The organism is Actinospica robiniae DSM 44927, assembly GCF_000504285.1.
In the GTDB taxonomy this organism is placed as follows: domain Bacteria; phylum Actinomycetota; class Actinomycetes; order Streptomycetales; family Catenulisporaceae; genus Actinospica; species Actinospica robiniae.
Genome location: NZ_KI632511.1, coordinates 3,025,528 through 3,046,164 on the forward strand (window position 1 = coordinate 3,025,528; position 20,637 = coordinate 3,046,164).

Sequence of the window (20,637 nt, forward strand, 5' to 3'; positions counted from 1 at the left end):
CTGATCCGCTAGTCGCCTCGTCCGCCGGTCCTTTCGGTGCTCGAAAGGGCCGGCGGGCGCCGCGTGAACCAGTCGGCGTTCTCCCGGATCAGCCGGCGGTGGTTGGGCATCAGGTCTTCGGGCAGATCGTCGAGCTCGTAGAAGTCCGCAGCGAGGATCTCGTGCGCGTCGATGCGCAGTTCGCCGCCGGGCACGAGGCTGGCGGCGAAGGCGGTCTCGACGCGCAGGCGGTAGCCGCTGCGGACTTGGATCACGTGCGCGACCTCGACGTGCAGGCCGGTCTCCTCGTGCACCTCGCGCGCCACGGCCTCCTCGAGTCGCTCGCCGGAGACGGCATAGCCGCCGGGCAGCCCGGCCTGGCGGCCGACGGGCCAGAACCGGTGGCGCAGCAGCAGCACCCGGCCTTGGTCGTCGCGGACCAGGCCGGTAGTGGTGACCACGAACTTGCTCTGCCTGAGCCACACCAGCCGCCACTGGTACCGGCGCAGCCGGCGCCAGACGGCCACCACCACGTCACGACGCTCGTGATCATCTTGATTTCCACAAGCACTGCGACTTCCACGAGCACTGCGACGTCCACGAACACTGCGATCATGATCTTGCGGCATCGCGTAAACCTAGCACTCTCGGGGCCCTCCGCCGCGCTCGCCGCTCACGTCGCCACGCGCCGGCTCAGCCGGAGCAGGTACTCCTTCCGGTCCAGCGGGTTGAGATCCGTGCGGGAGCGCTCGGGCATTTCGACACCGACCACGTCCTGGTAGCGGTCGAAGGCCGTCTCCAGCACCCCGGCGCCGCGCGTGAGCGGAGGCAGCGCCCGTTCGAGTTCGTGCACGCGCCCGGCCGGGATGTCGCCCTCAACCCGGTACGACGATCCGGCCACCGAGGACTCGCGCGGCACCGCGCGCAACCCGGTCAGCACCGGCAGCAGCGTCCCGAAGACCTCAGCCGGCACCTCGGCCCGGAAGCGCTGGATCGGCTCCTGCACCACCGTGCCGGCTCGGCGCAACGCGTCCATCAGGACCAGCGGCGTCAGCTGCCGGAAGTCTCCAGCCGTGCTGGACGACGCTTTGCTGAACGTCGCGTGCATCGGGCTCTGCCGCGGCCAGTACTGCGACGAGATGAGCGTCACCCGCACGTCTCGCACCTGCCAGCCGTGCAGCCCTTCGCGCAACACGGCATGCACGGTCTCTTCGATCGCCTTGTGGAACGAGAACGGCAGCGACCCGAGTTCGATCGCGTATCCGAAGCGCACGCCGTCACCCGGCTCCCCTGGTTCGACGCGCAGGCCGACGCCGGCGATGAACGGGTTCTCGCCCTGCTTGATCCGCTCCTCCGCTTCGCCGACGCCGACCACCCGCTCCGCGCAGATGGTCGTCGTCGGCCGGAAGTCCACCTCGACGCCGAAATGCTCGGCGAGCGTGCTCTGCACGACCTCCTTCTGCACCTCGCCGTAAAGCGAGACGGAGATCTCATGGCGTACGTCGTCCTGCCGCAGGTCGATCAGCGGGTCCTGTTCGGCCAGGAGCGCGAGGGCGGGATGCAAGCGCGCCCGGTCGCGGTCGGTGCGCGGTTCGACGACGGTCTCGAGTGTCGGCGGGGAGAAGTGGTGCCGCCCGGCCCGTGCCCTGATCCGGGCGTCGGCCGTGCCGATGACGTCGCCGATCCGCACCCCGGAAAGGCCTCGCAGCTGCGCGATCGCGCCGGCCGTGGCCTGTCCGCTCGGTACCGCAGCGCCACCTTCGAACACTGCGATCGACGTGATGCGCCCCTCGCGTACGGCGACGGAGTCCGCGAAAGCCCCGGCAGCGTCGACGGCCCCGAAGCTGATCCGGTCGCGCACGCGCACGGTGCCCGCGTACATCCGCGTGTAGGCAACGGGTTCGCCAGCCGGGCCGCGCTCCATCTTGAATACGATCCCTGCTGCAGGCGCGTCGGCATCGTCGGGAGCGAGTGGAAGCAGATGTCTGATTCCTTGGAGGAGCTCGCTCACGCCGGCGCCGGTGATCGCCGAGCCGAAGAAGACCGGATGCACCCGTCCACGCCGCGACTGTGCGGCCAGCGCCCGACGCACCCGGCGGCCGGCCACCGTTCCGTCGCCGTCGACGTACGCGGCGAGCAGGTCGTCGTCGAGCGCGGTGAGGCGGTCGAGCAACCGACTGCGGAACGCGTCGTCGGCCGCCGCGTCGAAGGGCACGTATTCAGCATTCGCGGTCCCTGGATGCAGGACGGTGCCCATCGCCAGCACGTGCGGGGTCAGTAGCTCCGCGATGCTCGTCAGCAGCGACTCGGCCTGCGCGCCCCGTCGATCGATCTTGTTGACGAACAGTAGCGTCGGGATACGCAGACGTCGCAGCACACGCATAAGCACGCGCGTCTGCGGCTGGACGCCCTCGACCGCCGAAACGACGAGCACCGCTCCGTCGAGCACCGCGAGGGCGCGCTCGACCTCCGCGATGAAGTCCGAGTGCCCGGGCGTGTCGATCAGGTTGACCGATACCCCGTCCAGCTCGAAGTTGGCCACGGCGGCCTTGATGGTGATGCCGCGCCGACGCTCCAACTCCAATGAGTCGGTGACGGTGCTGCCCGCGTCTACGCTGCCGATGGCGCCGATCACGCCGGTGGCGTAGAGCAGGCGCTCGGTCAGCGAGGTTTTACCGGCGTCGACATGCGCCAGGATTCCGAGATTCAGCGAACGCAAAGGTCTTCATGTCCTTGATGGCAGGGGAAAGGGCCACGTGGTGGGACATGAACTGCGCTCGCATCTCAACTCCGTCTATCGGGGAGCTCACTCGGACGCCAGCCACTACAGCAGGACGCCGAGCCGCGGGGCAACCGGTTTTCTCCGTCCGCTACTCTCCACCCGGCGATACCGCGAGCCTTACCGCTTTCTCGGTGACGGTGCCCTCGAGGCGGCTCCGGCTGCTCGACGACCACCGGTCGGTGGCGGTGGACGGCCGCTACCAGCTGTCCACACCGGACAACGGCGCCTTCGTACCGATCGCCAACGTCGTCGGTATCTACCTCCACTGACCCGAGCGCGACACGCAAAGCCCGGCCGGGCGAAGAAGAACGCCGCCTCTTCTTCGCCCGGCCGGGCTAATCGTCTTCTGAATCAGAGTGCGGCGCGCTCGGCTCCGATGGTGGTGTCCTCACCGTGGCCGGTGTGGACGATCGTGTCGTCCGGGAGGGCGAAGAGCTTGGCCCGGATGGAGTCGACCAGGGTGGGGCGGTCGCTGTAGGAGCGGCCGGTGGCGCCGGGACCGCCGTGGAACAGGGTGTCGCCGGTGAAGACGGCGCCGAGTTCGGGGGCGTATAAACACACTGCGCCGGGCGCGTGGCCGGGGGTGTGCAGCACCTGCAGCGTGGTGCCGGCGACGGTCAGCTCCTGGCCGTCCGCCAGCTCCGCGTCCCAGAGCTCGTCTTCGTGGGTCAGCTCCCACAGCGGGCGGTCGTCGGGGTGCAGCAGAATCGGGGCGATGACGCGTTCGCGCAGCTCCGGGGCGACGCGGACGTGGTCGTCGTGGGCGTGCGTGCACACGATCGCCTTCACCCGGCGACCGTCTACGACCTTGAGGATGCCGTCCACGGAGTGCGGGGCGTCGATGACGATGCATTCGGAGTCGTCGCCGATGACCCAGACGTTGTTGTCGACCTCGAAGGTCTCGCCGTCGAGGGAGAACGTGCCGGAGGTGACGCCGTGGTCGATGCGGGCGGCCATCAGAAGATCACCACCGAGCGAAGGACCTCGCCGTGGTGCATCCGCTCGAAGGCGGCCTCGACGTCGCCGATGCCGATCTCCTCGCTGACGAACGCGTCGAGGTCGAGCTTGCCGCGCCGGTAGAGGTCGACCAGCATCGGGAAGTCGCGGCTCGGCAGGCAGTCGCCGTACCAGGACGACTTGAGCGAGCCGCCGCGGCCGAAGACGTCGATCAGCGGCAGGTCCGGGACCTTCATGTCGGGCGTGGGCACGCCCACGAGGACGACGGTGCCGGCCAGGTCACGGGCGTAGAACGCCTGCTTCCACGTCTCCGGGCGCCCGACCGCCTCGATCACGACATCCGCGCCGAACCCGCCGGTCAGCTCCTGGATCGCGGCGACCGGGTCGGTGGCCGAGGAGTCGACGGTGTGGGTGGCGCCGAGGCGCTGGGCGGTGGCCAGCTTCTTCGCGTCGATGTCCACTGCGATGATCGGATCGGCACCGGCGAGTGCGGACCCTGCGATCGCGGCCACGCCGACGCCGCCGCAGCCGATCACGGCGACGGACTTGCCGCGGGTGACCGCGCCGGTGTTGATCGCGGCGCCGATGCCCGCCATCACGCCGCAGCCGAGCAGACCGACCGCCGCCGGACGCGCCTCCGGGTCCACCTTCGTGCACTGACCCGCGGCCACCAGCGTCTTCTCCGCGAACGAGCCGATGCCCAGGGCCGGGGTCAGCTCCGTGCCGTCTTCCAGTGTCATCTTCTGCTTCGCGTTGTGCGTCGCGAAGCAGTACCACGGCTCACCGCGCCGACACGCCCGGCACTGGCCGCACACCGCGCGCCAGTTCAGGATGACGAAGTCGCCCGGCTCCACCTCTGTCACGCCCGGGCCCACCGCCTCGACGATGCCGGACGCCTCGTGCCCGAGCAGGAACGGGAACTCGTCGTTGATCCCGCCCTCGCGGTAGTGCAGGTCGGTGTGGCACACCCCGCAGGCCTGCACCTTCACGACGGCCTCGCCCGGGCCGGGGTCGGGCACGTTGATCGTCACCAGCTCGACCGGCGCGCCCTTGGTCCGCGCGATGACCGCCTTGACCTGCTGGGGCATGATGGGGGGTCCTTTCCAAGTGGGGACACTTCACATGGATCGTACGCACGGCACCTGCCCGAACGGGTAACGCATCCGATTCGTCCGGAAGATCCAAGTTTTTACCTTGCCACCCGTTACATACCCCTCGCTCCAGGTTACCCAGTTGAGGTCGAGAGAAGGGGTTCACCATGATCACGCAGCAGGAGATCTCCGGCTTGCTCAACCAGCAGGTGCTGGGCAGCAGCGGGCAGAAGATCGGCCAGGCCAAGCACGTCTTCTACGACGACGCCACCGGCCGGCCCGAGTGGGTCACCGTCAAGACCGGCATGTTGGGCGGCAACGAGACGTTCATCCCGATCCGGGACGCGGTCGCATCGGAGGGCCACCTGAAGGTCCCCTACTCCAAGGACAAGATCAAGTCCGCGCCGAACGTGGACGTCGACGCGAAGGGCCACCTCTCCGCGCAGGAGGAGCGCCGGCTCTACAGCTTCTACGGCATCGACGGAAGCGCCCCCGGGCCGCGGGCCGCCGGGCAGCAGCGGATGGGGAACGAGCAGCGGGCGGCAGCCGACCAGCGAGCGGCCGGACAGGTGTCCGGCCAGGCCGCGAGCCAGCGGGCGGCCGAGGAGCAGCAGGCAGCGGCTCCCCGGGCCGCGGCGCCGCAGGCAGGCGCGGACGCCGCGATGAGCGCCGACGCCGGTTTGGCCGACGACGCGATGACGCTGTCGGAAGAGAAGATGCACGTGCGGGTCGAGCGGCGCGAGAGCGGCCAGGCCAGGTTGCACAAGTACATCGAGTCCGAAGAGCGCGAGGAGACCATTCCGCTGCGCCACGAGGAGGCGCGCCTGATCCGCGAGCCGATCACCGACGCGAACCGCGGCGACGCGGTGGCCGGGCCGGAGCTCTCCGAGTCCGACCACGTGGTGACCCTGCACGCGGAGAAGCCGGTCGTGGAGACCACGGTGGAGCCGACCGAGCGGGTCCGCCTGGCGGTCGAGGAGCACACCGAACAGCAGACCGTCCGCGGCACGGTGCGCCGGGAGCAGATCCGGATCGAGGACGCGCCCGACGACGATCAGAGCCGCTGACCGAGCGGAGGCAGGCGACGCGGGCAGGCGGCGACGCGGCGACTCAGCATGGTGCGGAAACGCGGTGCTGAACCGCCGCCACGCCGCCTGCCCGCGATCGTGAAGTTTTGCTGCTCCCGGGCTTCAGCAACTCTCGATGGACCGCATCGGCCGCCACAGGGCAGGCTGGGGACGCGGTCGCGGCCGGCGACTACGCCGCGATTCCCGCCGTTTCCCCTGTTCAGCCATTGCCTGGAGGCAGCCGAAGTGAAAGCGCTCGTGAAGGCCGAAGCCGAGCCCGGACTGTGGCTGATGGACGTGCCGGAGCCCGAGCTAGGCCCCGGCGAGGTGCTGATCAAGGTGCTGCGTACCGGGATCTGCGGCACCGACCTGCACATCCGCGCCTTCGACGCGTGGGCCCGGCAGGCCGTGCGGACCCCGCGGGTGCTCGGGCACGAGTTCGTCGGCGAGGTCGTCGAGCTCGCCCCGGGCGTCGCGGACATCGCCGTCGGCGACCTGGTCAGCGGCGAGGGACACCTGGTGTGCGGCAAGTGCCGCAACTGCCTGGCCGGTCGGCGGCACCTGTGCCGCAGCACGATCGGGCTCGGCATCGGGCGCGACGGCGCCTTCGCCGAGTACGTCACGCTCCCGGCCTCGAACGTGTGGGTGCACCGGGTCGACGTCGACCTGGACGTCGCGGCGATCTTCGACCCCTTCGGCAACGCCGTGCACACCGCGCTCTCCTTCCCGCTGGTCGGCGAGGACGTGCTGGTCACCGGCGCGGGCCCGATCGGCATCATGGCCGCGGCGGTGGCCCGGCACGCCGGCGCGCGCAACGTGGTGATCACCGACGTCAGCCCGTACCGGCTGGAGCTGGCCGAGAAGGTGGGCGTGAGCCTGGCGCTGAACGTGGCCGAGACCACCATCGAGCAGGGCCAGCAGCTGCTCGGCCTGCGCGAGGGCTTCGACATCGGGCTGGAGATGTCCGGCCGGCCCGAGGCACTGCGCGACATGATCGCGAACATGACGCACGGCGGCCGGATCGCCATGCTCGGGCTGCCGGCCGAGGAGTTCTCGGTCGACTTCGCCCGGATCGTCACCTCCATGATCACCCTCAAGGGCATCTACGGCCGGGAGATGTTCGAGACCTGGTATGCCATGTCGGTGCTGCTGGAAGGCGGCCTGGACCTGAGCCCGGTGATCACCGGCCGGTACGGCTACGCGGACTTCGACGCGGCCTTCGACGACGCCGCCGGCGGCCGCTGCGGCAAGGTCATCCTCGACTGGACCGTCTGAGCCGGCTCGCTTCCGCCCGCTTCGCCACCTGCAGAACAAGGAGTTCCAAGATGCTCGACTCCCTCCGCGCGGACCTGAAGGCCACGCTCGACGAGATCCGCGACGCCGGGCTGCACAAGCCCGAGCGGGTGATCGGCACGCCGCAGAGCGCCACGGTGGCCGTCACCGCCGGAGGGCGTCCCGGCGAGGTGCTGAACTTCTGCGCCAACAACTACCTGGGCCTGGCCGACAACGCCGAGGTCGTCGCGACCGCGAAGGAGTCGCTGGACCGGTGGGGCTACGGTATGGCCTCGGTCCGGTTCATCTGCGGCACGCAGGAGGTGCACAAGGAGCTCGAGGCCCGGCTTTCGGGCTTCCTTGGCATGGAGGACACCATCCTCTACAGCTCCTGCTTCGACGCCAACGGCGGCGTGTTCGAGACCCTGCTGGACGAGCGCGACGCGGTGATCTCGGACGCGCTCAACCACGCCAGCATCATCGACGGCATCCGGCTGTCGAAGGCGCGGCGCTTGCGCTACGCCAACCGCGACATGGCCGACCTGGAGCAGCAGCTCAAAGACGCCACCGCGGGCGAGGCCCGGCGCAAGCTGGTCGTCACCGACGGCGTCTTCTCCATGGACGGCTACATCGCCCCGCTGACCGAGATCTGCGACCTGGCCGAGCGCTACGGCGCGATGGTTATGGTGGACGACTCGCACGCGGTCGGCTTCGTCGGCCCGGGCGGGCGCGGCACGCCGGAGCTGCACGGCGTGATGGACCGCGTCGACATCCTCACCGGCACGCTGGGCAAGGCGCTCGGCGGCGCGTCCGGCGGCTACGTCAGCGCGCGGGCCGAGATCGTGGCGCTGCTGCGCCAGCGCTCGCGCCCGTACCTGTTCTCCAACTCGCTCGCGCCGGTGATCGCCGCCGCGTCGATCAAGGTGCTTGACCTGCTCGAGGACGCCGGCGGCCCCGGCGCCGAGCTGCGCGCCCGCCTCGCCGCGAACACCGCGCTCTTCCGTTCCCGGATGGCCGCGGAGGGTTTCGAGATCCTGCCGGGCGAGCACCCCATCGCCCCGGTGATGATCGGCGACGCCGAGCAGGCCGGGCGGATGGCCGAGGCCCTGCTCGAGCACGGCGTCTACGCGATCGGCTTCTCCTTCCCGGTGGTCCCGCACGGCAAGGCCCGGATCCGGGTGCAGCTCTCGGCCGCCCACTCGACCGAGGACGTCGAGCGCGCGGTGGCGGCGTTCGTGGCCGCGCGGGAGTCGATGAGATGATCGAGGGGTGATCGATTCCCGCCGGCTGCGCACCCTGCGGGCCGTCGCGGACCACGGAACGGTGACCGCGGCGGCCGCCGCGCTGTACCTGACTCCTTCGGCCGTCTCCCAGCAGCTCGCGGCGCTGGAGCAGGAGGTCGGGCACCAGGTGCTGGTGCGCGAGGGCCGCGGGGTGCGGCTCACCGCCGCCGGCGAGATCCTGCTGCGCCACTCGCACGCCGTGCTCGCGCAGCTCGAGCAGGCGCAGGCCGAGCTCGCCGCCTATGCCTCCGGCGCCGCGGGTGAGGTCACGGTGGCCTCGTTCGCCACCGGCATCGCCGCGATCGTCGCGCCCGCGATGCGCGAGCTCGGGGTGAGCGCGCCCGGGATCCGCCTGGAGGTGCGCGACGCCGAGGGCGACGCCAGCCTGATGCTGGTGCTGGACGGCCGCGCGGACCTGGCCGTCGCGGTGGAGTATCGCGGCGCGCCCGGCGAGGACGACCAGCGGCTGTCCCGATTCCCTTTGTACGCCGAGCCTTTCGACGCGGTGCTGCCGCGCGGCCACCGGCTCGCCGAGCAGGCGGCCGTCGCCGTCGCCGATCTGGCGGACGAGCCGTGGATCGGCCCCTACCCGGGCAATCCCTGCCACGACGTGGTGATGCTGGCCTGCGAGACCGCGGGATTCCAGCCGCGGCTGGCCCACTCTTCCGACGACTTCCGCGCAGTGGCCGCGCTGGCCGGCGCGGGTGCGGGCGTCGCACTCGTGCCGCGTTCGGCTTTGCGCGGCGTCGAACTGCCCGACGTCGTCATGCTCCCGCTCGTGGGCACCCCGGCGACCCGCCGCGTGTTCGCCGCCGTCCGCCGCGGCGCGCAGGAACACCCCCTTCTCCGGCCTGTTCTCGACGCTCTTCGCTGCGCGGCGGCCGACGCGCATCTCGTGTAACGCCGCGCGGTACTCGCGATCGCGTGGGGTGTCGTTGCGTCGCCCTGAGGTCGACAAAAGTCCTAGTTGCTTCGTGATCCGTGCATTCAATCACGGCAGCCGCACCCTGAACATGGACTTATGACAGCACCGCACTCCCCCGCCACTTCGACAGCCGTCCTGACTTCCAACGGTTACCAGCTCGACGCCGATCCGCGCCGCCTCGGGCGTCTCGAGCCCGTGCCCGACGTCGAGCGCCATGACCGCGAGGCCCTGAGGGCGCGTCTCGCCCGGGACGGGTACCTGTTCCTGCCGGGATTCCTAGACCGCGAGAGCGTCCTGGACTTCCGTCGCCACTACTTCGCGCAGCTGGCTGACAGTGGGCTGACACGGTTCGGTACCGACCCTGCGGACGGGATCGCGGCGGAGGGCGGCGTCCTCGACCGGGAGCGGCTGCGGCACGTGCTGTTCCAGCAGATCGTGCCGGGTGCGGCGTATGAGGCGCTGTGCCGGGATCCGCGGATCGTCGCGTTCTACCGCTGGTTCCTCGGAGCCGACGAAGTGCACCTGCACCGCCGCAAGATCATCCGGCACGTCGGGCCCGGCGAGGCCGGCGTCGGTGTGGCGACGCAGGCGCACTACGACCTCGTCTACCTGCGCGAGGGCACGGATCGGGTGCTCTCCTCCTGGATCCCGCTCGGCGACTGCCCGATCGAGCGCGGCCCGCTGATCTACCTGGAGCGCAGCCACCTGCGGGTGCGCGCGGACGAAGCGGCCGGCCGGCTCAAGCGCCCCGCGGCCTCGATGACCGCGGACCTGCCCGCGCTGGCCGAGGAGTACGACGCGCGCTGGCTGATGACCGACTTCCAGGCCGGCGACATGATGGTGCACGGCCCGCACATCATCCACGCCTCGCTCGACAACCAGGACCCGCGCGGCGTGATGCGGCTGTCCACCGACATCCGTTACCAGGCCGCCGCCGACCAGATCGACCAGCGGTGGCAGAACCACTGGCACGACGCGGACGGCCTATGACGCGCTCGACCCCGGGCGCACTCGCCCCGGCCGCCTTGTCCAACCGTGTCCAACCGTGACCAGGTTCGGGCACGGGGCGGCCGGGTCGCCATCACCATGACGGCATGACACGTCTTGGCATTCCGCGGACCCTGCGCGGACTCATCGTGGCCCTCGCGCTGGGCCTGAGCGGGCTCGCCGCGGCGCCCGCCCATGCGGACACGCGGCTACCCGCGCCGACCGGGCTTGAAGTCCTGCACGTGACGGACACGACGGCCGACATGTACTGGAGCAGCTCGTGTTACTCGACGGGCGACGTGGTGCAGCGCTACGTCAGCGGATCATGGCAGACCTATGCGACCGGGAGCTGTGAATACCTCGCGCTGACCGGGCTGGCTCCTGGCACGACGTACACGTTCCGCGTGTACTCGGCCGCGGTGCCCGACATCGGATACGCGCAGAGCCCGCCTTCCGCCGCCGTCTCCTTCACCACGCTTTCCGGGCCGGACACGGTGCCGCCTTCCAAGCCCGGTACGCCGAGCTTCAGCGGCGTCACCACGACGGTGGTGAACGTCTTCTGGGGCCAGTCCACTGATAACGTCCAGGTCGCCGGCTATTACTTGCAGGAGCTGGTGAACGGCACCTGGACTACGATCCGCACCGTCGCGCCGTCGGGCAACTCGCAAGGTATCAGTGGCCTGTCTCCGTCGACCTCGTACACATTCGCCGCAATCGCGTTCGACGCACGAGGCAACACCTCGACGCGCTCCGACCCCGGTACCGTCACGACCTTGGCCATCACCGCCACACCGTCCTGCCAGGCCAACCTGCAGGTGTACGGCGGCGGAGGATTCACCCTCACCGCGAACATCGTCAACACAACGGCCTCTGATATCAGCGGCTGGTCATTCGGATTCTCGTTGGTGTCGACCGCGAGCGTCGGCAGCGTCTTCAACAGCGTGCTCACCCGCAGCGGCAACACCGGCACGATCACAGCCGCGTCGTACGACGGCACGATCGGACAAGGCGGATCGCTACTCGTCGGCTTCACCGGCACCGCGCCGGCGGCCACCCCGCCGAGCGGGTTCAGCTTCGACGGCGTGCCCTGCACAGGAGCCTGATCCGCGGCTAGTCTGGTCGCCCATAGACACCGGTTCCCCTGTCGGCGGACGTCCGCGCACAGACCCGGGCGACCCGGTGCGCACCACCGCCGAGCTCGCCCGGCTCCTGCGCGAACTGCGCCGCCGCCACGCGCGGCGGCTCGGGCGGGCCGAGCCCAGCTACCGCGAGCTGGCCGAGGCGACCGGCTGGTCGCACGGGATCATCGGCGAGTACCTGACCGGGCGGGTGCTGCCGCCGACCGACCGCTTCGACATCCTGGTCCGCCTGCTCGGTGCGAGCCCGGCGGAGCAGGGCGCGTTGGCCACGGCCCGGGACGGGGTCGAGGAGGCGCGGCGACCGCCACGAAACGAGGGGGTGGCGGAGCGCGCGCCTCGGCAGCTGCCGATGGACGTGTACGGGTTCACTGGCCGGGCGGCCGACTTGGCGGCCTTGGACGCGTTGGCTTTCGCGCCATCCGAGGGGGATGGCCGCGCGGCCGCGATCTCGGTCGTCTCCGGCACCGCCGGCGTGGGCAAGACCGCGCTGGCGGTGCACTGGGCTCATCGCGCCGCCCGTCGCTTCCCCGACGGACAGCTGTACCTCGATCTACGCGGCTACGGCCCGGAACCGCCGGTGGAGCCGGCCGAGGCGCTGGCCCGGCTGCTGCGCGGACTCGGTGAGTCCGAGCCGCGACTACCGGCCGAGACCGCCGATCGCGCCGCGCTTTACCGCACGCTGCTGGCCGGGCGCCGCACGCTCGTCGTGCTGGACAACGCGGCCGACGCGGAGCAAATACGTCCCCTGCTGCCCGGCGCGTCGTCGTGCTTCGTCGTGGTGACGAGCCGGGACGACCTGCCCGGGCTGGTGGCGCGCGAGGGCGCGCGGCGGATCGGCCTGACCGCGCTGCCGATGCATGAGGCGACCGCGCTTCTTCGTACTCTGATCGGAACGCAGCCGCAGGAGCAGGAGCGGACTCCGGGCTCGGCGGAGCTGGCGGAACTGGCGGAACTGGCAGGACTAACCGAGCTGGCCGAGCGTTGCGCCCGGCTGCCTCTCGCCTTGCGGATCGCCGCGGAGTCGGCCTCGGCGGGGCCGGGGCACGGACCCGCACGACTGCTCTCCGGCCTGCGCGACGAGCAACGACGTCTCGACCTGCTCGATGCCGCTGGGGACCCGCGGACAGCGCTGCGGTCTGTGTTCTCGTGGTCGTTTCGTCAGCTCTCTGCGCCTGTGGCGCGCGCGTTCGCCCTGCTCGGGCTTCACCCGAGTCGCGAGTTCGACGCCTTCGCCTTGGCAGCGCTCACCGATCTGGACGTGGCCGGCGCCGAAGACCTGATGACGCAGCTCACCCGTGCCCATCTCGTCGAAGCCGCCGCGGGTGACGGCTTCGCCCTGCATGACCTCCTACGCGCCTATGCCGCCGAGCGAGCCGAAGAGTGCTGCGTCAGCGACGACCGAAATGCCGCGCTCTCCCGGCTCCTCGACTACTACCTCGGCACGGCGGCAGCGGCGATGAACACCCTCTTCCCGCATGACCGGCACAGCCGCCCCGAGGTCACTGCGCCCCTGACTCCCGTCCCGCCGGTACATCAGGCGAGCGACGCAGCACTCTGGCTTGATCGGCAGCGAACTGCACTGGTTGCCGCAGGAGTGCACGCCGCGGGGCACGGCTGGCCGCAGCACTGCGTCGACCTATCGCGTGTGCTGTGGCGCGCATTCGAGGTGGGTGGGCATTATCAGGATGCGCTGGCGTTGCACACCGCAGCGGTGGGCGCGGCAGAGGATTGCGGCCATGGGCACGCGGCCGTCCTGGCGAACCTGGGCAGCATCCGCTGGTGGCTCGGCGACCACCAAGCGGCCCGAGCGGACTTCGAGCAGGCGCTGGAGGAACACCGGCACGCCGGCGACCACGACGGCGAGGCCCGGGCACTGGCCCGGCTCGGACTGGTACAAGAGCGGCTCGGCGATTATCAGGCCGCGGCGAAACACCTCGGCCGAGCCCTGGAGCGCCATCGTGCTGCCGGAGACCGGCACGGCGAAGGCTCGCAGCTGATCAACCTCGGCGCGCTCCATCGACGGCTGGGCGAGCACGAGCAGGCGGCCCGTGAGCTATCGCAGGCTGCTGAAATCTTCGTCGAGCTGAACGACGCGCGGCTCGAGGGCTACGCGCTCGGCAATCTCGCCTTGGTACACAGCGAATCCGGCCGCTCCGAGGAGGCGTTGGCGCACCTCGAGCGTTCGCTTCAGCTGTGCCGCCGGAGCGGGGACCGCGGCGGCGAAGGCAGCGCACTCAGCACGATCGGCGCCGTCCACGGGCGCGCCGGCAGGCACGTCGCAGCACTCGGGTACCTGCGTCGTGGGCTCGCATTGAGCCGGGAGACCGGGGACCGCAGCCTGGAGACCGAGACGCTGAACTGCCTGGGTGAGACACTGCTGGCCATCGGCCGTATCGGCACGGCCGAGGCCAGGCACCAGGCCGCGCTCGAACTGGCTGAAGGCAACGGCGACCGCTTCGAGCACGCCCGAGCCGCACGAGGCCTCGCCGCGGCACTGGAGCAGGGTGGATACGTCGAGGATGCCCGCAAATACCGCGAGCTAGCCCACGACCTGCACCGAAAGCTCGGCATCGAGCGCGACGGCGATCGGCCCGGTTCGCCCTAGCAGGGGATGCCGTTGACGGTCAGGTCCGTCGGCACGGACGTGGCAGCCGCACGTGCGCTCCACCCGAAGGATGTCACCGCGCCGCTGGCGATCGTCCCGTTATACGACGCGTTCGTCGCGGCGGCGGTGAACCCGTCCGGCGCCGTCAGGTTCGACTGCCAAGCGGAAATGCCGGTGGTGTACTCGTTGAAAGTCCAGCGCACCGTCCACCCCGTGATGGCGCTAGGCCCGTTGTCGGCAATGGAGATCTGGGCGATGAAGCCGCCCGACCACTCATCCTCGATCGTGTACGTGCACGAGACCGCCGGCGACGTGGCCGCCTGTGCAGGCGCTCCCGCCACAGCCGCGACAAGCAGCCCACCGACCCCGGCCGCCAAGAACCGACCGCGCATCCCGCCCCCTCGACACCGCCGACGAATGCTGACAAGCACGGTGAAAGCATACTGACGGTCGAACTGAAATCCAGTAGCAGATGCTCGATCATGAGACCTACCCTGCGGCCCTGCCCGACGACACTGCGGGCTACGGTTTTATCGACGCGGCGACGCCCGAGTTGGTGCTGGCACTCCGGCAACCGTGGCGTGGCCTAACGCGAGGGATGATCAGCTGAGTGCTGGTGGGGCGTAGTGGCCTGTCAGCCGGGTGGTCGTCGTGGTGTGGGCGGCCGCTCCGCGCCGCCCGGTTCTTCTGTCCACCCGCCCACCCGTTGCGTCGCGGGGCGGGGCGGGCTGCAGTTTCGAGATCGAAAAACGCCGCTGGCAGGCCCTTCCCTCGGAGAGAATGCCGGATTCTGTGGGGTGGTGTGGTTGGCGGGGCGGGCTGTTGTTTGGGGTGGTGGGGTTGCGGGTGTGTGCTCTCTCCTCGGCCGGTCCCCGGAGGCAATCAGGAACCTGCCGGGAGCTCAAGCGGCGGTGGCTTCCGCTCATGCTCGATCTTGCATCGCGCCGCTTGACCTCCCGACAGAACCCTGATCGGGCTTCGCCTGCCCGACCGAGGAGAGAACACACCCCCTGAGGGTCCGGTGCGAGCTGCGCTCGGGCCGGATCCCGCCCCGTGGCCCGGCCGCGCTCGATCCGGAAGAATCCTGCATCACCGTTCCAGACCGCCCTCTTCTTCTCTACTTCTTCAACGCCGGGAAGCGCGCCCGAGTGCCCGGAATCTCCATTATTTTTTCTTTTCCAGCAAAGGCCGGATTCACGGCTTTTGTCGGTAGTGGCGTCTAGCATGGAGAGTACGGAGGATCGGGGCGTGCGACGGGAGGGGTGGTGGACGGGATGGCCGGGCAGATGACGCCAGGGGTGTGGCCGAAAACGATGCAGGAATTCCCCTCGGCGTGCGACCGGGCCACGCGATCCCGTGCAGTGCATGAGCCCCGGGCGGATCCGACCGGGGCGATGCAGAATCCCTCCGCATCGGACACGGCCGGCCTGCGGAATTCTGCCGCAGGTCTGGGATCGGGGTCGACGCACCAGCGCGGTGCAGGATCTCACATCAGGCGCGACCCGAGCACCGACACCTTCGCGCGGATCGAGGACCGGGAAGCCCAGGCCGGATCACGGCGATGCAGAATCCCTCCGGATCAAGCGCGACCGGGCCACCGGACGGGACTCGGCCCGAGCACAGCTCACACCACTCCCCCAGGGGGTGGGCTCTCTCCTCGGTCGGGCAGGCGAAGCCCGATCAGGGTTCTGCCGGGAGGTCAAGCGGCGCCATGCAAGATCCAGCATCAACGAGGGCCACCGCCGCTTGACCTCCCGGCAGGTCCCTGATTGCCTCCGGGGACCGGCCGAGGAGAGAGCACACCCCCGCAACCCCACCACCCCCAACGTCAACCCGCCCCACCAACGACAGCACCCACGCGAACCCGGCACTCTCTCCGAGAGAAGGGCCCGCCAGCGGCGCTTTTCAATCTTGAAACCTCAGCCCACCCGCCAACGCAACGGGTGGGCGGGCGGTCAGACGAACCTGGGCGACGCGAAGCGGCCGCCCACACCCCACGACCACCCCGAACCGACAAGCCACCACATCCCACCGGCACCCAGACGATCATCAACTCGCAGTAGGCATCGGGCGCTCGCTGCTGCGTCGACTTCTCGATGATGCGGCGGCTAGGAGCTTCGCGCGGATCAGTCTGAGCGTCGAGCAGGGCAATGGCGCACGGCTGCTCTTCGAGTCCGAGGGCTTCGTCGTTGTCGGCACCGACGCCGCCGGGAGATTGACCACGCTGCGGGAATCGGACTGACACCGGTGGCCGCTTCTGTCGGCGCCTTCTGCCATCATCCGGCTCATGACTTCGGATCCTCCCGCCCTCGCAGGCCTCGACGATGTCGACTGGGCTTCGTTGGAGCATGCGTACGGACTGGCTGACGACGTTCCGGCTGTGCTGCGCGCGCTCGCGAGCAGGGATGACGAGCAGGCTGAAGCCGCGCTCGACGAGCTGCACGGCAGCATCTGGCATCAGGGTTCGGTCTATCCGGCTACGGTCCCGGCCGTGCTCTTTCTGGCCGGGATCGCCGCGTCCGGGGCAGCGGGCTCGCGCACGGCGGAGGTGTTGCAGCTGCTCGGACGCATCGCGAAGAGCACGGACCTGCGCGGGATCGAGGAGCCCGACGCCGTACGCGGCGCGGTTGCCGCGCAGTACGACGCCATCGCAACCCTCCTCAACGATCCCGACGCCGAGATCCGCACGGCCGCGACGCTCGTACTCGTCCACGGTGCGGCGCAGGACGGCGCACGATCCCTGATTCTTCAGCGTTGGCGCGCGGAGACTGAGGCGTTGCCGCGAGCCGAGCTGCTGCGCGCGATGGTCCGCGTGGATGCCCCTGCTGCCGCGGTTCTGGCCGACGAGGCGCTTGAGGCCACCGCTGCCGCCGCCCAGCGCTCGCCGGACGAGGCCGTGCTGCGGGTCAGTTGCGCACTCGCATGGATCCTCGCCGGGCGAGCCTTCGACGAGCGCGCGCTCAATACGGCTTTGGCTCCCATCCCGGCTGATTCAGAGCTCTTTTATGTGCTCGTCGATGAGCTGGCTGAACGCCAGGGTCCGCAGGCTGCGGTCGAACTCTTGGTCGCGGGACTGGAGCGCGCCCTCGGCGCGCCGAGCGGCCTGGTCGACCCTTACCTGCTGGCGGCCAGAGGGCTGATAACGGCTCACCGCACCGCATCGGGACCTTTGGCGACGCCGCTCGCGCGTCTGCTGGACTGGCCCGGTCCCGCCCGCCGCGCCGTGAGCCTGCTTGAGCTGCTTGAGCCTGCCGCAGCCGCCCCTGCCGCGCGGGATCGTCTCGTTGCGCTGGCCAGAACGGAGAGCGAGCCAGACTCCGACGATGCGGTGCTCGCCGACGAAGCCCTCGCTTGCCTAGCCCGCTGGAACGACGCGGTAGTGCCAGGGCTGCTGGCTGGCGCGCTCACCGATCGGCCCCAGACGCTCGACGCCGTCGCGGGATATCGCGCAGACCGCGAGGGCGTCGCGATGTCTTTCCATGTCGACCTGCTGGCTGCGATCCGGCGCCGCCTCAACGAGATCTGCGATGCCGCGCACGAACCGTCGGACGAGGTCGGGAACCCGTTCATCCTGGTCCGGACGAGCAACGAGCCCGCTCAACTCGCCAAGATCCTCACCTCGTGGGGCACACTCGCTCAAGCCGCCGCCCCGGAGCTGACTCGGATTCTCGGCCTCAAGCCTGTTTCCGCAGCCCGAGCGTTGGCCGCGATCCGCGCGCAGTCACCCGCATGCGTGGCGGCGCTGCACGACGTCGCGCGGTCCGCCGACGGGCGTGACGCAGTCCCAGCCCGCGTGGCAGCGGCTCAGGCTATCCGTACGCTGACACGGGAAGCAGGTCCGCTGCTGGCCGCGGTGCAATTCGGGCTCACAACGACGAGCAAGAACCCAGATGATCGCGCCACTGCGGCCGACGCCGTGGACGAGCTCTCGGAGCATGCCGACCTTCTCGTCCCGCTGCTTCTCCAGGCGCTGCAAGATATTCCGGTCCCGACACCGAGCCTGCCGGCCCACCAGGCGCGCATGGCACTCGGCCGCGCGCTGTGGCATCTCACGACCCGGCCCGCTTTCGTCATCGAGGTGCTCCGCGACGTTCTCGATCTCGCTGGTGAGAGCCTCACCGGCTGGACCGTCGCCAGGGCGGCCGAATTCGTCGCCGACCACGCCGTCGAACTCGGCCCGCAGGCCCTCGAACTGATCCCCGGCCTCGAAGCGGCTCTGGCCGATCCCATCTCCACCGCGGCCGCCGCGCGAGCCCTGAGTATGCTCGCTCCCTGACACGAACGCGCGGGCGGCACCAATCCGCTGGGATCGATGCCGCCCGCCCGCTCTCGGGGCTACCGCGTGCTCAGCGTCACGAACTGGCCCGTGTCGCCCGCCTTCTGCTGCTCAAGGCGCATGCGGCCCTGGGAGAACTCGAGCGCGAGACCGCTGTCGCGGTTCACCAGGCGGTAGGTGGTCGAGCCCGCGATCGAGGTGCCGTTCGTGGCCACCGCCTGCAGATACCACTGGTCGCTGCCGGCCGAGGTGCCCAGGCTGCTGCTCGTGAGCGGCGTGCTGTCGGGCTGCTGGGCGGCGGACGTGGCGACGGCGCCGATGGCCCGCTGCGTGGCCGCCGTATCGCCGGAGATCTGCAGGTCCTGGCCTGTCTCCGGGTTCACCAGACGGTAGAAGCCACTGTCGTTCCCGGGCGAGCTCGGGTCCGCCACCGGCACCAGCTGCCACGACGAGGAGCTGGTGGCCTTGCCGTCGCCGCCGACGAGGCCGGGGCCGCCGTTCGCGTTCACGGCCTTGCCGCCGACCCGCAGGATGTATGAGGTCGTCGAGTCCACGGCGTCTCCGGCGGTGTCGAGCGCCTTGTGCTCGGCCGAGAGGCCGGTCGGGTCGGCGACGGCAGCCTGGTCGACGTCGTAGACGGCGCCGGACAGGTCGGAGATGGTGAGGAACGAGCGGCCGGTCACGTTCTGGTTGGTGAGGCTGCCGTCGTCGAGCGTGGTCAGGTAGCCGCCGTCGGAGCCGGACGGGCTGAGGCCGACGATCGTCCACGAGTCCGGGTCGCCGAGGTTCGTGGTCTCGTAGACGTTGCCGTCGTAGCCCACGATCCGGTAGGTCTGCGAGTAGGCGTCGTAGCTGATCGCCGACTCGTTGTTGAGCGAGGGAAGGTAGATCAGCTTCGAGTTCGGGTCCTGATAGAACTGGCTGCCGGTGATGAGCGTCTCGACGTTGGCGGCGCCGGAGACGGGGTCGGTCTCGGTGATCCGGATCCCGCCGGTGATCTTCACGCCGTTCACGTACTGGTCGGCCACCCCCAGGACGTTCATGTTCTGGCCGGTCACCGGGTCGGTGTAGCTGACGCCCTGGGTCATCGACTGGCCGGTCGCGTCGTCCACGACGGTGTGCGCGAGCGAGTTCACCGTGTAGGTGTCGCCCTTGCCGTCGGAGAAGTCGAACAGGTGGTTGCTCGGCACGTTCGTCGACTGGTAGGACGCCGAGGCGTTCGCGCCGGAGCCGTTCCAGGTGACCGCGTCCGTGGTGGGCGAGTACGCCACGTTCAGTCCGCCGACCGAGCCGACGTTGCCGTCGACGCCGCCCACGCCCGGCTGCGACCACGCGCCGTCGTACCACTTCTGCCAAGTCCCGGACGCCATGCCGCCACTGATCGGCGCGCGCGCCATCTCGGTCCAGCTGGCGACGGTGGAGGCGGAGGGCTTCTTGTAGATCTTGACGTTGTAGGTGATGTAGAAGTACCCGGTGGAGTAGTCCACGAAGAGCCGGCAGCCCGAGTCGCCGAACGGGTACGTCGTGCCCGGCGACGAGGTGGTGTCCACCACTTGATCGTCATCCCAGGCCGAGGTCAGCGCCGGCCCGGCGTACTGCCAGGACTGGCCCTGATCCTTCGAGGTGGCAAGCAGGATCCGGTCGTTGTGCAGGCCGGTCGAGATCTTCTCCGCGACGGTCGCGCCGGCGCCCTTCACGTCCCAAGGGTCGAACTGGTATTCGTCGTTGAGCAGCGCGTGCCAGGTCCCGGATGAAGGGTCCACCCACACGCCGATGACGTCGCAGTGGTCGTCTTCCTGCGGCGAGGGGATCGGATGTGTGGCGGACCCGTCGACCTGGTAGCAGACCGACCCCGGGTCGCCGTAGTACGCGTCGGCGGTCGCCTGGGTGGTGCTGCCGCCGACGCCGGCGCTCACCGCGCCGAGGTCGGTGTTGGTGAACGTGTTCGCCCAGGCGTGTGCCGGGTTCGTGTCGTACGGGGTGTCGCCGGTCGTCCAGTGGAACTGGCCGTCGGCCCCGATGAACGCCGAGCCGGCGATGTCGCTGAGCAGTTCGCCGTTGAGGTGCGCGGTTCCGGTGGCCGTGTACTGCGGTGGAGTCGCGGTGTCGGCCTCGGCCGTCACCGGCAGGGCCATCGCGGTGGCGGCGCTGAGCGCGACGCCGGGCAGCAACCGCCGCGTCCAGCGCGTCCGAGCGGAATCGGTTCGTAGCATCGAAGTTCCCTTTCCTCTCCCCTGGGATACGGGAGATGAGGGTAGTAAGCGCTTGCTGTCT

15 protein-coding genes are annotated in these 20,637 nt (G+C 70.0%); 9 read left to right on the forward strand and 6 right to left on the reverse strand.

The genetic code is table 11. From position 1 onward, the window contains the following. Positions 1 to 8: 8 nt before the first annotated feature. Positions 9 to 512 (reverse strand): NUDIX domain-containing protein, encoded by a 504-nt coding sequence (locus ACTRO_RS13010; protein ID WP_063627991.1) that lies wholly within the window; start codon positions 510 to 512, stop codon positions 9 to 11. 140 nt (positions 513 to 652) lie between these two features. Continuing rightward, positions 653 to 2,698 (reverse strand): elongation factor G, encoded by a 2,046-nt coding sequence (locus tag ACTRO_RS13015; RefSeq protein WP_034263388.1) that lies wholly within the window; start codon positions 2,696 to 2,698, stop codon positions 653 to 655. A 194-nt stretch (positions 2,699 to 2,892) separates the two neighbouring features. On the opposite strand from ACTRO_RS13015, the gene ACTRO_RS47175 reads away from it, so the two are divergent. Beyond that, on the forward strand, positions 2,893 to 3,030 hold the full coding sequence (locus tag ACTRO_RS47175; RefSeq protein ID WP_157436124.1) for a hypothetical protein: 138 nt from the start codon (positions 2,893 to 2,895) through the stop codon (positions 3,028 to 3,030). An 82-nt stretch (positions 3,031 to 3,112) separates the two neighbouring features. Here ACTRO_RS47175 and ACTRO_RS13020 read toward each other — a convergent pair whose 3' ends face one another. Further along, on the reverse strand, positions 3,113 to 3,718 hold the full coding sequence (locus ACTRO_RS13020; protein WP_034263390.1) for an MBL fold metallo-hydrolase: 606 nt from the start codon (positions 3,716 to 3,718) through the stop codon (positions 3,113 to 3,115). After that, on the reverse strand, positions 3,718 to 4,806 hold the full coding sequence (locus tag ACTRO_RS13025; RefSeq protein ID WP_034263392.1) for an S-(hydroxymethyl)mycothiol dehydrogenase: 1,089 nt from the start codon (positions 4,804 to 4,806) through the stop codon (positions 3,718 to 3,720). Before ACTRO_RS13025 ends, ACTRO_RS13020 begins: the two co-directional genes overlap by 1 nt. 170 nt (positions 4,807 to 4,976) lie before the next feature. Between ACTRO_RS13025 and ACTRO_RS13030 the strand changes: the two genes are divergently transcribed. The 7 genes from ACTRO_RS13030 to ACTRO_RS13060 all read left to right on the forward strand — a co-directional run bounded on the left by ACTRO_RS13030 (position 4,977) and on the right by ACTRO_RS13060 (position 14,087). Then, complete coding sequence (locus tag ACTRO_RS13030) at positions 4,977 to 5,876, forward strand: DUF2382 domain-containing protein (RefSeq protein WP_034263393.1); 900 nt, start codon at positions 4,977 to 4,979, stop codon at positions 5,874 to 5,876. Positions 5,877 to 6,122: 246 nt separating this feature from the next. Then, complete coding sequence (gene tdh / locus ACTRO_RS13035) at positions 6,123 to 7,151, forward strand: L-threonine 3-dehydrogenase (RefSeq protein WP_034263394.1); 1,029 nt, start codon at positions 6,123 to 6,125, stop codon at positions 7,149 to 7,151. A gap of 50 nt (positions 7,152 to 7,201) precedes the next feature. Continuing rightward, entirely contained in the window at positions 7,202 to 8,410 is a 1,209-nt protein-coding gene (locus ACTRO_RS13040; protein WP_034263396.1) for a glycine C-acetyltransferase, read from the forward strand. 7 nt (positions 8,411 to 8,417) lie between these two features. Further along, on the forward strand, positions 8,418 to 9,332 hold the full coding sequence (locus tag ACTRO_RS13045; RefSeq protein WP_034263397.1) for a LysR family transcriptional regulator: 915 nt from the start codon (positions 8,418 to 8,420) through the stop codon (positions 9,330 to 9,332). 120 nt (positions 9,333 to 9,452) lie between these two features. Beyond that, positions 9,453 to 10,346, forward strand: a complete 894-nt coding sequence (locus ACTRO_RS13050; protein WP_051450763.1) for a phytanoyl-CoA dioxygenase family protein — start codon at positions 9,453 to 9,455, stop codon at positions 10,344 to 10,346. A gap of 104 nt (positions 10,347 to 10,450) precedes the next feature. Then, positions 10,451 to 11,446: a cellulose binding domain-containing protein gene (locus ACTRO_RS13055; RefSeq protein WP_034263399.1), complete on the forward strand. Its 996-nt coding sequence runs from the start codon at positions 10,451 to 10,453 to the stop codon at positions 11,444 to 11,446. 76 nt (positions 11,447 to 11,522) lie between these two features. Continuing rightward, on the forward strand, positions 11,523 to 14,087 hold the full coding sequence (locus ACTRO_RS13060; RefSeq protein WP_051450764.1) for a tetratricopeptide repeat protein: 2,565 nt from the start codon (positions 11,523 to 11,525) through the stop codon (positions 14,085 to 14,087). Here ACTRO_RS13060 and ACTRO_RS13065 read toward each other — a convergent pair. Continuing rightward, a complete protein-coding gene (locus ACTRO_RS13065; RefSeq protein WP_051450765.1) occupies positions 14,084 to 14,479 on the reverse strand; it encodes a cellulose binding domain-containing protein in 396 nt (131 codons plus the stop codon). The genes ACTRO_RS13060 and ACTRO_RS13065 overlap by 4 nt on opposite strands. Positions 14,480 to 16,374: 1,895 nt before the next feature. Between ACTRO_RS13065 and ACTRO_RS13070 the strand changes: the two genes are divergently transcribed. Continuing rightward, positions 16,375 to 18,363 (forward strand): hypothetical protein, encoded by a 1,989-nt coding sequence (locus ACTRO_RS13070; RefSeq protein WP_157436126.1) that lies wholly within the window; start codon positions 16,375 to 16,377, stop codon positions 18,361 to 18,363. Positions 18,364 to 18,422: 59 nt separating this feature from the next. Here the strand turns inward: ACTRO_RS13070 and ACTRO_RS13075 are convergent, their stop codons facing one another. Continuing rightward, positions 18,423 to 20,576 carry a hypothetical protein gene (locus tag ACTRO_RS13075; RefSeq protein WP_157436128.1) on the reverse strand — a complete coding sequence of 718 codons (2,154 nt, stop codon included), beginning with the start codon at positions 20,574 to 20,576 and terminating at the stop codon, positions 18,423 to 18,425. Positions 20,577 to 20,637 lie beyond the last annotated feature (61 nt).

Excerpts from the sequence above, each read along its gene's own strand:
- ACTRO_RS13020 (WP_034263390.1), bottom strand. The coding sequence starts at position 3,718 with ATGGCCGCCCGCATCGACCACGGCGTCACCTCCGGCACGTTCTCCCTC.
- ACTRO_RS13025 (WP_034263392.1), bottom strand. The coding sequence starts at position 4,806 with ATGCCCCAGCAGGTCAAGGCGGTCATCGCGCGGACCAAGGGCGCGCCG.
- ACTRO_RS13030 (WP_034263393.1), top strand. The coding sequence starts at position 4,977 with ATGATCACGCAGCAGGAGATCTCCGGCTTGCTCAACCAGCAGGTGCTG.
- ACTRO_RS13040 (WP_034263396.1), top strand. The coding sequence starts at position 7,202 with ATGCTCGACTCCCTCCGCGCGGACCTGAAGGCCACGCTCGACGAGATC.
- ACTRO_RS13050 (WP_051450763.1), top strand. The coding sequence starts at position 9,453 with ATGACAGCACCGCACTCCCCCGCCACTTCGACAGCCGTCCTGACTTCC.
- ACTRO_RS13055 (WP_034263399.1), top strand. The coding sequence starts at position 10,451 with ATGACACGTCTTGGCATTCCGCGGACCCTGCGCGGACTCATCGTGGCC.
- ACTRO_RS13065 (WP_051450765.1), bottom strand. The coding sequence starts at position 14,479 with ATGCGCGGTCGGTTCTTGGCGGCCGGGGTCGGTGGGCTGCTTGTCGCG.
- ACTRO_RS13070 (WP_157436126.1), top strand. The coding sequence starts at position 16,375 with ATGACTTCGGATCCTCCCGCCCTCGCAGGCCTCGACGATGTCGACTGG.
- ACTRO_RS13075 (WP_157436128.1), bottom strand. The coding sequence starts at position 20,576 with ATGCTACGAACCGATTCCGCTCGGACGCGCTGGACGCGGCGGTTGCTG.